The sequence below is a fragment of the Nonomuraea sp. NPDC005650 genome (genome assembly GCF_040605375.1).
GTDB lineage: Bacteria > Actinomycetota > Actinomycetes > Streptosporangiales > Streptosporangiaceae > Nonomuraea.
In genome coordinates this window covers 57,403-72,804 of the sequence record NZ_JBEXCR010000007.1, presented here as the reverse complement: position 1 = coordinate 72,804, position 15,402 = coordinate 57,403, and the positions used below count along the sequence as shown (strand labels likewise).

General features: G+C 71.3%; 15 protein-coding genes. 5 read left to right on the top strand and 10 right to left on the bottom strand.

Annotated features, from left to right (window positions below; all coding sequences use genetic code 11):
- The first annotated feature begins 5 nt into the window (after positions 1–5).
- From ABZS69_RS13720 to ABZS69_RS13710, 3 genes are all read left to right on the top strand, one after another.
- On the top strand, positions 6–2,285 hold the full coding sequence (locus ABZS69_RS13720) for a glycoside hydrolase family 95 protein (protein WP_355370844.1): 2,280 nt from the start codon (positions 6–8) through the stop codon (positions 2,283–2,285).
- 32 nt (positions 2,286–2,317) lie between these two features.
- Positions 2,318–2,719 (top strand): MerR family transcriptional regulator, encoded by a 402-nt coding sequence (locus ABZS69_RS13715; RefSeq protein ID WP_355370841.1) that lies wholly within the window; start codon positions 2,318–2,320, stop codon positions 2,717–2,719.
- A gap of 83 nt (positions 2,720–2,802) precedes the next feature.
- The gene (locus ABZS69_RS13710; RefSeq protein ID WP_355370838.1) at positions 2,803–3,279 is read left to right on the top strand and encodes an RICIN domain-containing protein; all 477 of its coding nucleotides are present in this window, start codon (positions 2,803–2,805) and stop codon (positions 3,277–3,279) included.
- Positions 3,280–3,337: 58 nt separating this feature from the next.
- On the opposite strand, the gene bfr is transcribed toward ABZS69_RS13710, so the two are convergent.
- From bfr to ABZS69_RS13675, 7 genes are all read right to left on the bottom strand, one after another.
- Positions 3,338–3,823: a bacterioferritin gene (gene bfr / locus ABZS69_RS13705; RefSeq protein ID WP_355370835.1), complete on the bottom strand. Its 486-nt coding sequence runs from the start codon at positions 3,821–3,823 to the stop codon at positions 3,338–3,340.
- Between the two features lie 15 nt (positions 3,824–3,838).
- Positions 3,839–4,015 (bottom strand): (2Fe-2S)-binding protein, encoded by a 177-nt coding sequence (locus ABZS69_RS13700; protein ID WP_127939836.1) that lies wholly within the window; start codon positions 4,013–4,015, stop codon positions 3,839–3,841.
- A 106-nt stretch (positions 4,016–4,121) separates the two neighbouring features.
- On the bottom strand, positions 4,122–4,742 hold the full coding sequence (locus ABZS69_RS13695; RefSeq protein ID WP_355370831.1) for an MBL fold metallo-hydrolase: 621 nt from the start codon (positions 4,740–4,742) through the stop codon (positions 4,122–4,124).
- Positions 4,743–5,828 (bottom strand): S-(hydroxymethyl)mycothiol dehydrogenase, encoded by a 1,086-nt coding sequence (locus tag ABZS69_RS13690; RefSeq protein WP_355370829.1) that lies wholly within the window; start codon positions 5,826–5,828, stop codon positions 4,743–4,745.
- 15 nt (positions 5,829–5,843) lie between these two features.
- Entirely contained in the window at positions 5,844–6,806 is a 963-nt protein-coding gene (locus ABZS69_RS13685; RefSeq protein ID WP_355370826.1) for an adenylate/guanylate cyclase domain-containing protein, read from the bottom strand.
- 3 nt (positions 6,807–6,809) lie between these two features.
- On the bottom strand, positions 6,810–7,322 hold the full coding sequence (locus ABZS69_RS13680; protein WP_355370823.1) for a PH domain-containing protein: 513 nt from the start codon (positions 7,320–7,322) through the stop codon (positions 6,810–6,812).
- Between the two features lie 53 nt (positions 7,323–7,375).
- Positions 7,376–8,197 (bottom strand): biotin--[acetyl-CoA-carboxylase] ligase, encoded by an 822-nt coding sequence (locus ABZS69_RS13675; RefSeq protein ID WP_355370820.1) that lies wholly within the window; start codon positions 8,195–8,197, stop codon positions 7,376–7,378.
- Between the two features lie 130 nt (positions 8,198–8,327).
- Between ABZS69_RS13675 and fdhD the strand changes: the two genes are divergently transcribed.
- On the top strand, positions 8,328–9,170 hold the full coding sequence (gene fdhD / locus ABZS69_RS13670) for a formate dehydrogenase accessory sulfurtransferase FdhD (RefSeq protein WP_355370818.1): 843 nt from the start codon (positions 8,328–8,330) through the stop codon (positions 9,168–9,170).
- 61 nt (positions 9,171–9,231) lie between these two features.
- A complete protein-coding gene (locus ABZS69_RS13665) occupies positions 9,232–10,311 on the top strand; it encodes an epoxide hydrolase family protein (protein WP_355370815.1) in 1,080 nt (359 codons plus the stop codon).
- Between the two features lie 11 nt (positions 10,312–10,322).
- Here the strand turns inward: ABZS69_RS13665 and ABZS69_RS13660 are convergent, their stop codons facing one another.
- The 3 genes from ABZS69_RS13660 to ABZS69_RS13650 form a co-directional block, all read right to left on the bottom strand.
- Positions 10,323–12,944: a phosphoenolpyruvate carboxylase gene (locus tag ABZS69_RS13660; protein WP_355370812.1), complete on the bottom strand. Its 2,622-nt coding sequence runs from the start codon at positions 12,942–12,944 to the stop codon at positions 10,323–10,325.
- Positions 12,945–13,009: 65 nt separating this feature from the next.
- On the bottom strand, positions 13,010–14,572 hold the full coding sequence (locus tag ABZS69_RS13655) for a hypothetical protein (RefSeq protein ID WP_355371622.1): 1,563 nt from the start codon (positions 14,570–14,572) through the stop codon (positions 13,010–13,012).
- Between the two features lie 43 nt (positions 14,573–14,615).
- Complete coding sequence (locus ABZS69_RS13650) at positions 14,616–15,380, bottom strand: ABC transporter ATP-binding protein (protein ID WP_355370809.1); 765 nt, start codon at positions 15,378–15,380, stop codon at positions 14,616–14,618.
- Positions 15,381–15,402 lie beyond the last annotated feature (22 nt).

The following is a 15,402-nucleotide window of genomic DNA, read 5'->3' as shown; positions in this document are numbered from 1 at the left end:
CCGCTGTGACTGATCTGACCCTCTGGTACGACCGGCCGGCCACCGACTGGGAGACCCAGGCGCTACCCATCGGCAACGGCGCGCTCGGGGCGATGGTGTTCGGCGGGACGGGCACCGAGCGGCTCCAGTTCAACGAGAAGAGCCTGTGGACGGGCGGTCCGGGGTCACGCGAGGGATATGACTTCGGCGACTGGACCTCTCCCCGGCCGGGCGCGATCGCCGGGGTCCAGGAGGCGCTGGACCGGGACGGGAGCATGGCCCCGGAGGCGGTGGCGGCCGCGCTGGGGCAGCCGAAGTCGGGCTTCGGCGCGTACCAGCCCTTCGGCGATCTCTGGCTGGACCTGGCCACGCGACCGGGCTCGGCCGCCGGCTACCGGCGGGAGCTGAGCCTGGGCGAGGCCGCGGCCAGGGTGACGTACACGGCGGACGGGGTGCGGCACACGCGCGAATACCTCGCCAGCCACCCCGCGAACGTGATCGCCGGGCGTGTCTCGGCCGACGAACCGGGGCAGGTGTCGTTCACGCTCCGGGTGTCCACGCCGCACGAGGACGGGCGGGTCGGCGTCTCGGCCGGGCGGCTGACGATCCGCGGGCGGCTCGCGGACAACGGGATGACGTTCGAGGCCCAGGTGCGGGTGGTCACGGAGGGCGGCAGCCGTACGGACGGGGTCGACCGGATCACGGTCACCGGGGCCGACAGCGCCGTGTTCGTCCTGTCCGCCGGCACCGACTACGCCCCCGTCCATCCGCACTACCGCGGGCAGGACCCGCACGCCGCCGTCACCGATGCCGTGGACCGGGCGGTGGCGCAGGGGTACGAGGCCCTGCGCCGCGCCCACCAGGCCGACCACCGGACCCTGTTCGACCGGGTACGGCTGGACCTCGGCCGGCGGGAGCCGTCGATCCCGACGGATCGGCTCCGGGCGGCCTACGCCGGAGGCGCCTCCGCCGATGATCGCGCGCTCGAAACCCTCTTCTTCGCCTACGGCCGCTACCTGCTGATCGCCTCCTCGCGGGCCGGATCGCTGCCCGCGAACCTGCAGGGCGTCTGGAACGACTCCACCACCCCGCCCTGGTCCGGCGACTACCACGTCAACATCAACCTGCAGATGAACTACTGGCTCGCCGACCAGACGAACCTGGCCGAGACGGCTCAGCCGTACGTCGACTACGTCGCGGGCCTGGTGCGGCCGGGCGAGATCACGGCGCGGGAGATGTTCGGGGCGCGCGGGTGGCTGGTGCACAACGAGACGAACCCGTTCGGCTTCACCGGCGTGCACGACTGGGCCACGTCGTTCTGGTTCCCGGAGGCCGGAGCCTGGCTGGCGCAGCAGCTCTACGACCGCTATCGCTTCAGCTCGGACACCGGATATCTCCGCGACACCGCCTATCCCGTGATGAAGGGGGCGGCCGAGTTCTGGCTGGACACCCTGCGTACCGACCCCCGTGACGGGACGCTGGTCGTCTCGCCCAGCTACTCCCCCGAGCACGGGGACTTCTCGGCCGGGGCGTCGATGTCCCAGCAGATCGTCCGGGACCTGTTCACGAACGTGGCCGAGGCCGCGGACGTCCTGGGAGACGCGGAGTTCGGCGGCCGGGTCCGGGACGCGCTGGCGAAGCTGGACCCGGGGCTGCGGATCGGGTCCTGGGGGCAGCTCCAGGAGTGGAAGGCCGACCGGGACGACCCGGAGAACGCGCATCGGCACGTCTCGCACCTGTTCGCTCTGCACCCCGGGCGGCAGATCGCCGCCGGGAGCCGCGAGGGCGAGGCGGCCAGGGTCTCGCTGACCGCCCGCGGGGACGGCGGCACCGGGTGGAGCAAGGCGTGGAAGATCAACTTCTGGGCGCGGCTGCTGGACGGGGATCACGCGCATCGGATGCTGAGCGAGCAGCTGCGGACGTCCACGCTGGACAACCTGTGGGACACGCACCCGCCGTTCCAGATCGACGGAAATTTCGGGGCTTGCGCGGGTATGGCGGAGATGCTGGTGCAGAGTCAGCACGGCGAGATCCACGTACTGCCCGCGCTGCCCTCCGCCTGGCCCACGGGGTCGGTGCGCGGGCTGCGGGCCCGGGGCGACGTGACGGTGGACATCGACTGGCGGGACGGCGCCGCCGAGCGGATCACGCTGCACGCCGGGCGCACCGGGCCGATCACGGTGCGCACGACCCTCGCCGGAGGCTGCCGGGTGTCCGGCGGCGTGCGCCCGCGGCGCTCCGGGGACACGCTGAGCTGGGACGCCCAGGCCGGGACGGCGTACACCGTCAGCCGGGTCAGCCCGTAGGCCGCGCAGCCGCCGTACGTATCCTGGTCGGCATGTCATCGCAGATCAGCATCGGCCGACTCGCCGAGCTCACCGGGCTGAGCGTGCACACGCTGCGCTTCTACGAACGTGAGGGCCTCCTGCTCAACCCCGTACGCCGCGGGCCGGGCGGGCGGCGGGTCTACAGCGACTCGGACGCGCACTGGCTGAACACGTGCGTCATCCTGCGCGCCTCTGGGATGCCGCTGCCGGCGATCCGGGAGTACACCGACCTCGTCAGGAACGGCGCCGGGAACGAGGCGGAGCGCCTCACCATCATGCTCGCGCACCGGGAGCGCGTGCTGCGCCAGATGAGCGATCTCAACCGCTGTCTCGACCTCATCAACTACAAGGTCGGCGTGTACGAGGACGTCATCTCCGAGGACGTCGTCACCGACTGCTCACCCCAGAGCTGAAGCCTCACCGGGCATCCGATCACAACAAATCGGGATTTGCGCGCGTCTCAGTGATCAATACCTCAACGGAAAGGGTCACTGACGTGGTCGCCACCCCCACCAAATTGTTCGCCGTCGCCGCCACCGCCGCCCTGGCGCTGTCCCTGGCCGCCGCTCCCGCTTCGGCGGGGGGCAGCGGACGGCTGATGAACGCCGCCACCGACCTCTGCCTGGCCGTGGGCAAGAGCGAGGTCAAGGCCGGCAAGAAGGTCATCCAGTGGACGTGCTCCGACAACAAGGACCAGCAGTGGATCTACCGGGGCCGCAAGGTCGTCAACTCCAAGACCGGCATGTGCCTGGCGATCGCGCGCGGCTCCATGGCCAAGGGCAAGTACGCGATCCAGTGGCCGTGCACCGACGGCGGGATCGAGCAGGAATGGGTCTACGACGACGAGCAGCGCCTGCGTAACCGGGCCACCGGCCTGTGCCTGGCGGTCGGCAAGGGCGAGCGCAAGAAGGGAAAGTGGATCATCCAGTGGACGTGCAGGGACACGGCGGAGCAGGCGTGGCTCTGGCGGTAGAACGCGCCGTGGCAGGCGTAAGGCGCCCCGTCCGGAGGCGGGGCGCCTTACGGGCCGGTCAGTCGTCGGACGAGGGCGGTTCGGCGTAGCGGGCCAGGTAGAGCTGCTCGCCCAGGCTGCGGATGAGGCTGAGCTCTGTCTCCAGGTAGTCGATGTGCTCTTCCTCGTCCTCCAGGATCTCCTCGAAGATCCGGGCCGAGGTGATGTCGCCCTTCTCGCGCATGAGCGCGATCCCCGGGCGCAGACGCTGCACGACCGAGAGCTCGACCTCGAGATCCGCCCTGAGCTGCTCCTCGACGGTCTGGCCGATGTGCAGGGTGCCCAGGCGCTGGTAGTTGGGCAGCCCCTCCAGGAAGAGGATGCGATCGGTCAGGCGCTCCGCGTGGCGCATCTCGTCGATCGACTCCGCGCGGGTGTGCTCGGCGAGTTTCGTGTATCCCCAGTTTTCCTGCATCTTGGCGTGCAGGAAGTACTGGTTGATCGCGGTGAGCTCGGCGGTCAGCTGCTCGTTGAGCAGCTCGATGATCTGCTTGTCGCCCTGCATGGAACGGGCCCCTCGCTATGCGGTCGTCAGTTCTTCAGACCGTTTCAGGATTGCACAGATCTTCCGTACACATCGGGCACAGTCACCACCGGCACCAGTGGTGTCGCGGATCTGCTTGGCGCTGGTGGCACCGGAAGCGATGCAGTCGTGGACCTCATTCTCGGTCACAGCACGACATATGCACACGTACATCCGGTAGCAGGCCTCTCGCAAGCGAAGTGGGGGTGCCTTTAGGTTAGGCACACCTAAGGTACCCCACTTCGGTAAGGCTTGCCTATGTTAGGTGGGACACACCTGGCTATCCACCTCGGGTGATCCACTCGTCCAGGTGCGGCGCCTCGGCGCCGATCGTGGTCGAGTCGCCGTGACCCGTGTGCACGACGGTCTCCGGGGGCAGGGTCAGCAGCCGCTCCCCGATCGAGCCGATGATCGTGTCGAACGAGCTGTAGGACCGGCCGGTCGCCCCGGGGCCGCCCTTGAAGAGGGTATCGCCGCTGAACAGTGCGCCCAGGTCGGGGGCGTACAGGCAGACCGCCCCGGGCGAGTGGCCGGGGGTGTGGAGCACCTCCAGCGCGATGCCGCCGATCTCGATCTTCTCGCCGTCGGCCAGCGGCTCGTACGGCACCGCGTCCCCGTACTGCTGCTCCCACAGCACCTGGTCGGCGGGGTGCAGCCGGATGGGCGCCCCGGTGCGGTCGGCGAGGGGCTTGGCGGCGTTGATGTGGTCGTTGTGGGCGTGGGTGCAGACGACGGCCTTGACCGTGCGCCCGCCCACCCGCTCGGCGATCGGCGCGGCGTCGTGGGCCGCGTCGATGACGACGACCTCGCGGGCGTCGCCGATCAGCCAGATGTTGTTGTCGACGTCCCAGGTGCCGCCGTCCAGCGAGAACGTGCCCGAGGTGATGACCCGGTCGATCATCTAGAACGTCACCACCGAACGCAGTACCTCGCCGCGGTGCATCTTCGCGAACGCCTCCTCGACCTGCCCGATCCCGATCGTCTCCGAGACGAACTTGTCGAGCGGCAGCCGGTTCTGCAGGAACAGGTCGATGAGCATCGGGAAGTCGCGGGAGGGCAGGCAGTCGCCGTACCAGGAGGACTTCAGCGCGCCGCCGCGGCCGAAGACGTCGATGAACGGCAGCTCCAGCGTCATGTCAGGCGTGGGGACGCCGACCAGGACGACCGTGCCGGCCAGGTCGCGGGCGTAGAACGCCTGCTTGTACGTCTCAGGGCGGCCCACCGCCTCGATGACCACGTCGGCGCCGAAGCCGCCGGTCAGGTCGCGGATGGCCTCGACCGGGTCGCTCTCGCGGGAGTTGACGGTGTGGGTGGCGCCGAAGTCTCGCGCCCAGGCGAGCTTGCGGTCGTCCACGTCGACCGCGATGACCTTCGAGGCCCCGGCCAGCGAGGCGCCCAGGATCGCGGCGTCACCGACGCCGCCGCAGCCGATGACGGCGACCGAGTCGCCGCGCGTCACGCCGCCGGTGTTGATCGCGGCGCCGAGGCCCGCCATGACGCCGCAGCCCAGCAGGCCCGCGACCTGCGCGGGCGCCTCTGCGGAGACCTTGGTGCACTGCCCCGCGGCCACCAGCGTCTTCTCCAGGAACGCGCCGATGCCCAGCGCGGGCGAGAGCACCGTGCCGTCCTTGAGCGTCATCTTCTGCTTGGCGTTGTGGGTGGCGAAGCAGTACTGCGGGCGGCCGCGCAGGCACGCGCGGCACTGGCCGCACACCGCGCGCCAGTTGAGGATCACGAAGTCGCCGGGCTCGACCTCCGTGACACCGGGGCCCACCGCCTCGACGACGCCCGCCGCCTCGTGGCCGAGCAGGAACGGGAAGTCATCGTTGATCCCGCCCTCGCGATAGTGCAGGTCGGTGTGACAGACCCCGCAGGCCTGCACATTGACGACCGCCTCGCCGGGACCGGGGTCCGGCACCACGACCGTCTCGAGCGAAACTTCCTGACCCTTGGCCCGGGCGACGACGCCCTGCACTTCGTACGGCATGCCAGCCATCTTGTGTCAGGAGGATGATCTCCGCAAGAGATAGGGCTGGACCACGCCGAGCCCTCTGGCGGGCTGGCGCCTGATCCTTTGCAGAGCGAACCCCTCAAGCCCTTCGGCCAGCGCGGAATCGACCAGGATCGAGCCCGGCCGGGCGAGGGCGGTGAGCCTGGCGGCCAGGTTGACGGTGGTGCCGAAGACGTCGCCCATGGTGGGCAGGACCGGCCCGTACGCCAGGCCGACGCGCAGCTCCACGCCCGACTCGACCAGGTCGAGCGCGATCCCCGCCGCCTGGGCCGGGGTCGGGGCGGTGAACAGCACCTCGTCGCCCAGCGTCTTGACCAGCCGGGCGCCGTGGGAGGCCACCACGTCGGAGGCCCGCGCCTCGAACCCTTCGACCAGCTCGGCCAGCTCCTTCTCGTCGAGCTCGCGGGAGCGCCTGGTGAACGAGACCAGGTCCGCGAACCCCACCGCCATCGTCACCCGGGTCGGCACCAGCTCGTCGCCGCGGTCGGCGATGGCCAGCAGCCGGGTGCCGGCGGCGGCGAGCTGGGCCCGCCAGACGTGGACCAGCACGTGCTCGAAGTCGGGGATCAGCTCCTGCGCCGCCCCGAGCACCTTGGCCAGGTCGTCCTCCGTGGGCTCCGCCGGCAGCATCGCGCCGATCATGATCTCGGCCTGCCACTGCGCCAGCCGCGCCGTGGTCTGGCCGAGCGCGCGGGCCATGCGGATGACCGTCTGCTCGTCGAGCGTGCCGCCGTCGAGCATGCGGCGCACCCGGCGCAGCGCCGCCACGTCGCCGTCGGTGAACGCCACGGCGTCATCGGCCCGCTGCGCGAACCCGAGCGCGCGCCAGATGCGCTCGGCCAGCTCCTGCGGCACCTCGGCCTTCGCCGTGACCTGCTCGTTCGTGAAGCGCGGCGACAAGCCGACGAGCAGGCGCTCGATCTCTTCGGCGCTCGGCCGGCTGGGGCGGCTCACGCGTCAGTGGCCGTCGAGCTCGCCGTCGGAGGCGTCCTCGACGAGCCTGAACAGGTCGGTGCGCACGTCCTGGATCTTGGGGATGTCGCGCAGCACGATCTCGCCCCGGTCTCCCGCGGACTCCACGGTCAGCGTGCCGCAGCCGAGCAGGCGCTCGAAGAACGTCTGGTCGGAGCTGACCGTGTTGACCTTGGTGATCGGGATCTCGTCGGTCGACTTGTTGAGCACGCCGGTGCTGATCGTGAAGCGGTGGGTGGTCAGCACGTAGCCGGTGTTGACCCACCGCAGGTAGGGGACGAGCGACCAGATCGTCAGCAGGACGAGGCCGATGACGACGACGGCGATCCTGCCGTAGAACGCGTATTCCCAGCTACCCGGGATGAAGAACATCGCCGCGCCCGCGGCCGCGACGACGAGGACCAGCGCGAGGAAAGGGAGCACGAGCCGCTTCCAGTGGGGATGGAAGGACCGGATGCGCCGCTCACCCTGCGTCAGATGATGGTCGGGAATGGTCATGGCAAAATCGTGCCACCATCGCGGCGCGGCGGCTACGCTCCCGCCGGATCAGGTCAGTCCGCCGGGCGGACGTGCACCACGTCGCCCGCGCTCAGCGTGTAGCGCTCCCCCTCCGACTCCACCTGCAGGTGCCCGAACTGGTCGACCCCCGTCGCCGTCCCACTGACCGCCTGCCGGCCCGGCAGCTCGACCCTGACCCGCCGCCCGACCGTGGCGCTGGCCGCCAGGTACGCCGGGCGCAGCCCGCACGCCTCGGCGTCACCCTTGGCGTCGGTCCACTCCCTGTAGTGGCTCTCGACCTCCCTGAGCACGGCCCGGAGCAGCGGATCCCGGTCGAGGCAGGCCGCCTGCTCGACGGCCAGCGACGTGGCCGTCTCGACGGGCAGCTCCTCCTGCCTGAGCGACACGTTCAGCCCCATGCCGACGACGACGCCGTCCTCCACCCGCTCGGCCAGGATCCCGGCCAGCTTGCGCTCGCCGATCAGCAGGTCGTTGGGCCACTTGACGCGGACGTCCACCTCGGCCAGGCGGCGCACGGCCGAGGCGGCGGCGACGCCGTACATCAGCGTCAGCCAGCCCTGCGTGGCGGCCGGCACGTCCGGCTTGAGGAGGATCGAGAACGTCAGGCCCGAGCGCGGCGGCGCCGTCCAGGTGCGGCCCAGCCGGCCGCGGCCCGCCCGCTGCGACTCCGCCACCAGCACCGTCCCCTCCGGGGCTCCGGCGTGGGCGGCCTCGGCCAGGTCGGCGTTGGTGGAGCCGGTGCTCTCCACGACGGTGACGCCGGTCCACAGGGAGCCGGGGCGGACGAGCGCGCGATTGAGCGCCGCCTGGGAGAGCGGCGGGCGTTCGAGGTCGGAGTAACGCGAGTCGGGCATCCCTCTATCTTGGCAGGCGGGAGGAAAATAAAGAGATGAGCAAGCCTCTGGACCCGCTTGACCGGGCCTCTTGGCGACCGCGCAAGCCGAACCACCCCGACCACGACGCCCTCGTCACCGTGCGGCCGCTGTGACCACGCGTCCCGGGCCCACCACGCGCATCAGGGTCGTGGAGCTGTCCGGCTCCACGACCAGGGAGCGGCGCGACGACCTGACCACCGAGGAGCCGCTGGAGATCCGGCTCACCGCGCACGACGGCACCCGCAAGACCGTGGCCATCACCATGCGCACCCCCGGGCACGACTTCGAGCTGGCCGCCGGGTTCCTGCACGGCGAGGGCCTGGCCGGTCCCGGCGACATCGCCGCCATCGCGTACTGCACCGACGAGGACCTCCCGCCCGAGGCCCGCTACAACACGGTGACCGTGCGCCTGCGCGGCCTCATCCCCGACCTGCCCGCGCTGGAGCGCCACTTCCTCACGTCGAGCGCGTGCGGCGTCTGCGGCTCGGCCAGCCTCGACGCGCTGCACGACCGCTGCAAGCCGGTCCCCAGGGGCCGGCTCGCCCTCACCCCCGAGTTCCTGTACGGGCTGCCGGACGCCCTGCGCGCGGCCCAGGGCGTGTTCGGCAAGACCGGCGGCCTGCACGCCGCCGGGCTGTTCTCGGCCGCGGGCACGATGGTGGCGGTGCGCGAGGACGTGGGGCGCCACAACGCGGTGGACAAGCTGGTCGGCTGGGCGGGGCTGACCGAGCGGCTGCCGCTGGCCGAGCACGTGCTCATGGTCAGCGGGCGGACCAGCTACGAGATCATGCAGAAGGCCCTGGCCGCCGGGATCCCGGCGGTGTGCTCGGTCTCCGCGCCGTCGTCGCTGGCGGTGGAGCTGGCCAGGGAGTTCGGCATCACGCTCGTGGGGTTCCTGCGCGGCGAGCGCTGCAACGTCTACGCGGGATCGGAGCGGATCGCTATGGAATAAAGCATTCCGTTCTGGTATTCTGGAACAGAACAAACCGTTCCGCTTGTTCCGGGAGCCTTCCATGAGCATCAGCCCGTTCCGCGTCGAGATCCCCCAGACCGACCTCGACGACCTCCAGGCCCGCCTCGCCCTGACCCGCTTCACCCACGAGATCCCCGGCGCCGACCAGGGCGTCGGCGTCGAGCGGGTCAAGCGGCTGATCGGCCACTGGCGGGCCGGCTTCGACTGGCGCGCGCAGGAGGCCAGGCTCAACGCCCACCCGCAGTTCACCACCGAGATCGACGGGCAGAACATCCACTTCATCCACGTGCGCAACGACGACCCCGACGCCCTGGCGCTGATCCTCACCCACGGCTGGCCCGGCTCGATCGCCGAATACCTCGACGCCATCGAGCCCCTGTCGCGCCGCTTCCACCTGGTCATCCCGTCGATCCCCGGCTACGGCTTCTCCGGCCCCACCAACGAGCTGGGCTGGAACAACCAGCGCATCGCCAGGGCGTGGGCCGAGCTGATGTCCCGCCTCGGCTACACCCGCTACGGCGCGGTCGGCAACGACGCCGGCTCGATGATCTCGCCCGAGGTCGGCAGGCTCGACCCTGACCACGTCGTGGGCGTGCACGTCACGCAGCTGTTCGCCTTCCCCTCCGGCGACCCGGCCGAGTTCGCCGGGCTGAGCGAGGAGGATCAGGCGGGGCTGGCCGTGCTCGACTGGTTCTGGAAGGAGAAGGGCGCGTTCAACGTGCTGCACTCGCAGCAGCCGCAGACCCTCGCCCACGCCCTCGCCGACTCCCCCGCCGGGCTCGTGGGCTGGCTCGCCCAGCTCTTCGACGAGGACCTGGACGACGACTTCGTGCTCACCAACGCCGCGATTTACTGGTTCACCGGCACCGCCGGGTCGGCGATCCGGCTGTACCGGGAGAACGCGGGCATGGAGCAGCCCAAGGAGCCCACCACCGCGCCGACCGCGCTGGCGATGGCCGAGGGCGACTTCAAGTCGATCCGCCGCTTCGCCGAGCGCGACCACGCGAACATCGTCTCCTGGAAGACGCTGCCGGCCCCGGCGCGCGGCCACTACACCGCGCACACCGCGACGGAGGCCCTCACCTCCGACGTCATCGCCTTCTTCGAGGGCCTCCGCTAGACCGCCCGCGCTCAGCCGGTGTTCTGCAGGCCCGCCGCGACGCCGTTGACCGACAGGAGCAGGAGCGTGGACAGGCGTTCGCGCTCCTGCTCCGACGGGTTGCCGGTGCGCAGCGCGCGCAGGGCCCGCAGCTGGAGGTGCGACAGCGCGTCCACGTACGGGTCGCGGAGCTGGACGGCGCGCGAGAGCACCTTGCGGTTCTCCAGCAGCCGCGTGTGACCGGTGACCCGCAGCACCAGGTCACGGGTCCGGTCGTACTCCTCCAGCACCTGCCGGGCGAAGTCCTCCCGCCCCCCGAGCGCCAGGTAGCGCTTGGCGATCGAGCGGTCGGTCTTGGCCAGCGACATCTCGGCGTTGTCCAGCATCGCGTTGAACAGCGGCCACTCCGCGTACGCCGCCCGCAGCTCGTCCAGGGAGCCGACCGAGGCCAGGCCGGTGCCGAGGCCGTACCAGCCGGGCAGGTTGACCCGCGTCTGCGCCCACGCGAACACCCACGGGATCGCCCGCAGGTCGTCGAGCGAGCGCGGCGCGCCGAGCCCGCGGCGCGCCGGGCGCGAGCCCAGGCGCAGCGTGCCGATCTCCTCCAGCGGGCTGACCAGACCGAACCACTCGGGGAACCCCGGCGCCTCGGTCAGCCCGCGGTAGGCCTGCTCCGAGGCCGTGGCCACCTGCTCGGCCAGGCCGCGGAAGCGCTCGGCGGCCGCCGCGGTGCGGGCGCCGACCGTGGGCGAGGAGGCCATCAGCACGGCGTTGGCCACCTGCTCCAGGTGGCGGCGGGCGATGGCGATGTGGCCGTAGCGGGCGAAGATGACCTCGCCCTGCTCGGTGACCTTGAACCGGCCGGCGACCGAGCCGGGCGCCTGGGCCAGCACCGCGCGGTTGGCCGGACCGCCGCCGCGGCCCAGCGCGCCGCCGCGGCCGTGGAACATGCGCAGCTTCACGTCGTGCTTGGCCGCCCAGGCCGTCAGCTCCTCCTGGGCCTCGTAGAGCCGGAGCGTGGCGGCCGCGGGGCCGAGCTCCTTGGCCGAGTCGGAGTAGCCGAGCATGATCTCCATGCGCCGGCCGGTGGCCTCCAGCCGCTCCCGCATCGCCGGGATCTCTAGCATCCCGGTCAGCACGTCCGGCGAATTGGCCAGGTCCTGGCCCGACTCGAACAGCGGCACGACGTCGAGCACCGGCGCCCGCTCGCCGAGCGCGTGCCTGGCCAGCTCGTAGACTGCCGCGATGTCGTCGGCCGAGCGGGTGAAGGAGACCACGTAACGGGAGCAGGCCGTGACGCCGAACCGCTCCTGGATCCAGGCGATCACCCGGATCGTGGCCAGCACCTCCTCGGTGCGCTCCGACAGCTCGCCGCCGGCCCTGACCTCCTCCAGGGCGGCCGCGTGCACCTGGGAGTGCTGGCGCACCTCCAGCTCGGCCAGATGGAAGCCGAACGTCTCGACCTGCCAGATGAGGTGCTGCAGCTCCCCGTACGCCTGCCGCGGCGCCGAGGCGGCCAGCGACTCCTGCGCCAGCCGGAGGTCGTCGAGCAGCTCGACCGGCGAGCGGTAGGCCAGGTCGAGGTCGCGGCGGTGGGTCGCGGCGATGCGCGCGGCCACGAACAGCAGCCACTGCCGGTGCGGCTCGCGCGGCGAGCGGGTGGCCAGCTCGCCGACCACGTCGGGATAGGCGTCCACGGCCTCGGCCAGCGCCGACTTGAGCGCGGGCGACGGCGAGGCGAACTGGACGGAGGCGGTCAGCGTGCGGGCGATGCGCGTGCAGGCGGTCTCCAGGGCCGTCAGCACGTGCTCGGACTGGATCTGGATGGTCTCGCGGGTGACCCTGGCCGTGACGTTGGGGTTGCCGTCGCGGTCGCCGCCGATCCAGCTGCCGTAGCGGATGAACGGCCTGGCCTGCGGCGGGCGGGTGCCGGTGCGCTCGTCGAGCGCGGCGTCCAGCGATCGGTAGACCTGCGGCACCATGCGGAACAGCGTCTCGTCGAAGGCGGCCATCGCGGTGCGCACCTCGTCGAGTGGGTCGAGCTTGGTCGAGCGGAGCTGGGCCGTGCGCCACAGGAGGTCGATCTCCTCCAGCATGCGGCGCTTGTTCTCGGCGCGCTCGGTGGCGCCGCGGCCGGGCGTGTTGTACTCGGTGAGCTGGCCGCTGACGCGCTGGATGGCGGTGACGACCGCGCGTCTGCGTGCCTCGGTGGGGTGCGCGGTGAGCACCGGGTGCAGCTCAAGGCCCCCCAGCAGCTCGGCGACCCGCTCGTGGCCCAGCTCCTGTACGGCCTGGGCCAGCGACTCTCGCTGGACCCTGCCCTCGGCGTCCCGCTCGCGTAGTGTGCGGATCCGGTAGTGTTCCTCGGCCAGGTTGGCCAGGTGGAAATAGCAGGTGAACGCGCGGGCTACCGCCACGGCCCGCTCGATCTCCCATGTGGCGACCATGGCGGTGATCTCGTCGGCCGAGACCTCGCCCTTACGTGCTGCGATGACTGCCTTGCGCAGCCGTTCGACGTCGGCCAGCAGGTCTTCGCCACCCTGTTCGGCGAGCACCTGGCCGAGCAGTTTGCCGAGCAGGCGCACATCGTGGCGTAGCTCGTCCGGCATCTCGGTAACGGCGGCGCTGCGTCGCTCGAGCCCCTGGTCAATCATGTTTCGAAGGGTATCGAGTCGCTCAGGGAAGCCGTAAACCGGTCTCGCCCATTGGACTAGACCATTCAACTACCTTTGGAAACGGCCCCCAGCAGCTCGGGCATCCGGGCGAATCCGATCCTGGCGGCCAGGCGCCTGCCGAGCGCCTCCACGAGCAGCCCGTAGAAGGGCGCCACCGCGCACACCCAGAGCCAGCCGAACGCCAGCGGCACCACGAACGGCAGCGACAGCAGCGCGATGCCGACCGTGGCCCCCATGGCGGAGGCGAACGCCGGGCCGCCCTGCCCCGGCGCGGCGCCGCTGAAGGCGTTCATCCGCTCGGGCACGGTGTACGGCACCACCACGCTGGTCACCGACCCGACGCCGAGCCCGATGCCGAGCGCGCCCCACCCGGCCAGCGCCGCCGACACGATCACGCCGGGATGGCCGGTGAACAGGCCGGTGGCCACCGCGATCACGGCGAGCAGCGGCAGGGCGATCAGCGCGTTGGCCAGGTGCCGCCCGGCCAGGTCGGTGGCCACCCCGCGCTCGGAGCCGAACACCACGGCGTTCATCCAGAGCGAGCGGCCGTCGATGCCGAACGCGTTGCCCGACTGCAGCGCGATCATCAGGGCGCCGACGCAGGTGAGCACGATCGGCAGGCCCTCCGCGCCGCCGGACCTGCTGCCCATCGAGAACGCCAGCACGGCGGTGACCACGACCGCGCTGAACCAGCCGACGCGGAACCTGGGCTCGCGCCTGATGTACTTCAGCTCCTTAGTCACCACGGCCGCCAGCGGCCCGTCCGGCAGGAACCGGTCGACCAGGCCGCTCTCCTTGCGTACGGACGAGGTCTGCGTGGAGACGTCGGGCGTCACCAGCGCCCGCCCCAGCGCCTTGATCCACAACCAGCCGAGCGCCACCACGATCACGGCCAGCAGCGCGAGCTCGGCCAGCCCGACCAGACCGCCGTCGGCCATCGCGTGCGCCGCCAGGCCCGGCGGGGTCCACCTGAGCACCCCCGCAAGCTGGCGCAGCATGGCCTCCGGGTCGCCGAGGCCGCGGTTCATGATGAGGTTGGGCAACTGCGCGAGCACCACCACGAGCAGCGCGGCCACGGCCAGCACGTCACGGCCCCGCCGGGTGCGCAGCGCGCTGGACAGCGAGGTGGTGATCAGCCTGGACGTCACCACGCACAGCGCGAACTGCAGCAGCACGGCCGGCACCCCGAGCAGCACGCCGCCGGCGCCCGTCGCCAGCCCCACCAGCGCGCCGGCCGTGACGATCAGCATGGCGAGCGGCCAGACCCCGGTCACGGACGCGGTGAACATGCCGACCGCGAGCTGCCGCGTACGCAGCGGAAAGAGCGACAGCTTCGCCGGGTCGAGCGTGTCGTCCAGGCCGAAGGCCAGCAGCGGCACGATCATCCAGCCGAAGAGGAAGGACGTGAACGCGACGATCACCAGGTCGGCGGCGATGTCGTGGGGCGCCAGCCGGAGCAGGCTCATCAGGAAGAAGCCGAGCACGGCCAGGCCGGTGGCGATGACCAGGGTGAAGACGAAGCCGAGCTTGCGCTGGAGGTCTCCGCGCAGGTTTCCGGCCAGCAGCCGGAGCTTGAGCTGCGCGAACAGGGCCACGGTGCTCATCACGGTGGTCAACGGCGCTCCTCGGGTGCGGCGGGGCTCACGGATGTCACCTGGGGTTGGCGCCGAGCCACGTGAGGCCCTCGCCGTTGTCGCGCGAACCGCCGACCAGCTCCAGGAACGCCTGGTTGAGGCTGCGCCCGCCGCGTACGTCCGCCAGCGTCCCCTGCGCCACGATGTGGCCCGCGCTCATCACCGACACCCAGTCGCACAGCCGCTCGACCAGGTCCATGACGTGGCTGGAGAAGATCACCGTCGAGCCGGACGCCGTGAAGCGCCGGAGCACGTCGGTGAGCGTGTTGGCGCTGACCGGGTCGACGCCCTCGAACGGCTCGTCCAGGAAGAGCACGGACGGGTTGTGCAGCAGCGCGGCGGCCAGGCCGATCTTCTTGCGCATGCCGGTGGAGTAGTCGACGACGAGCTTGTCGGCGGCGGCGGTCAGGTCCATCACGGCCAGCAGCTCGCCCGCGCGCTGCTCGACGTCGGCCTTGGGGATGCCGCGCAGCCGGCCGTTGTAGAGCAGCAGCTCGCGGCCCGACAGCCGCTCGAACAGCCGCAGCCCCTCCGGCAGCACGCCGATGCGCGCCTTGACCTCCACGGGGTCGCGCCACACGTGGAACCCGTCGACCTCGGCCGAGCCGCCGTCGGGGCGCAGCAACCCGGTGATCATGCTGAGCGTGGTGGTCTTGCCCGCGCCGTTGGGTCCGACGAGGCCCGCGAAGCTCCCCGACGGCACCACGAGGTCGACGCCCGCGACCGCGACCTGCGGCCCGTAGCGCTTGAAGAGCCCCTGCGTGCGAACCGCATCCGTCATGGATCCACTCTAGGAGGAGGAC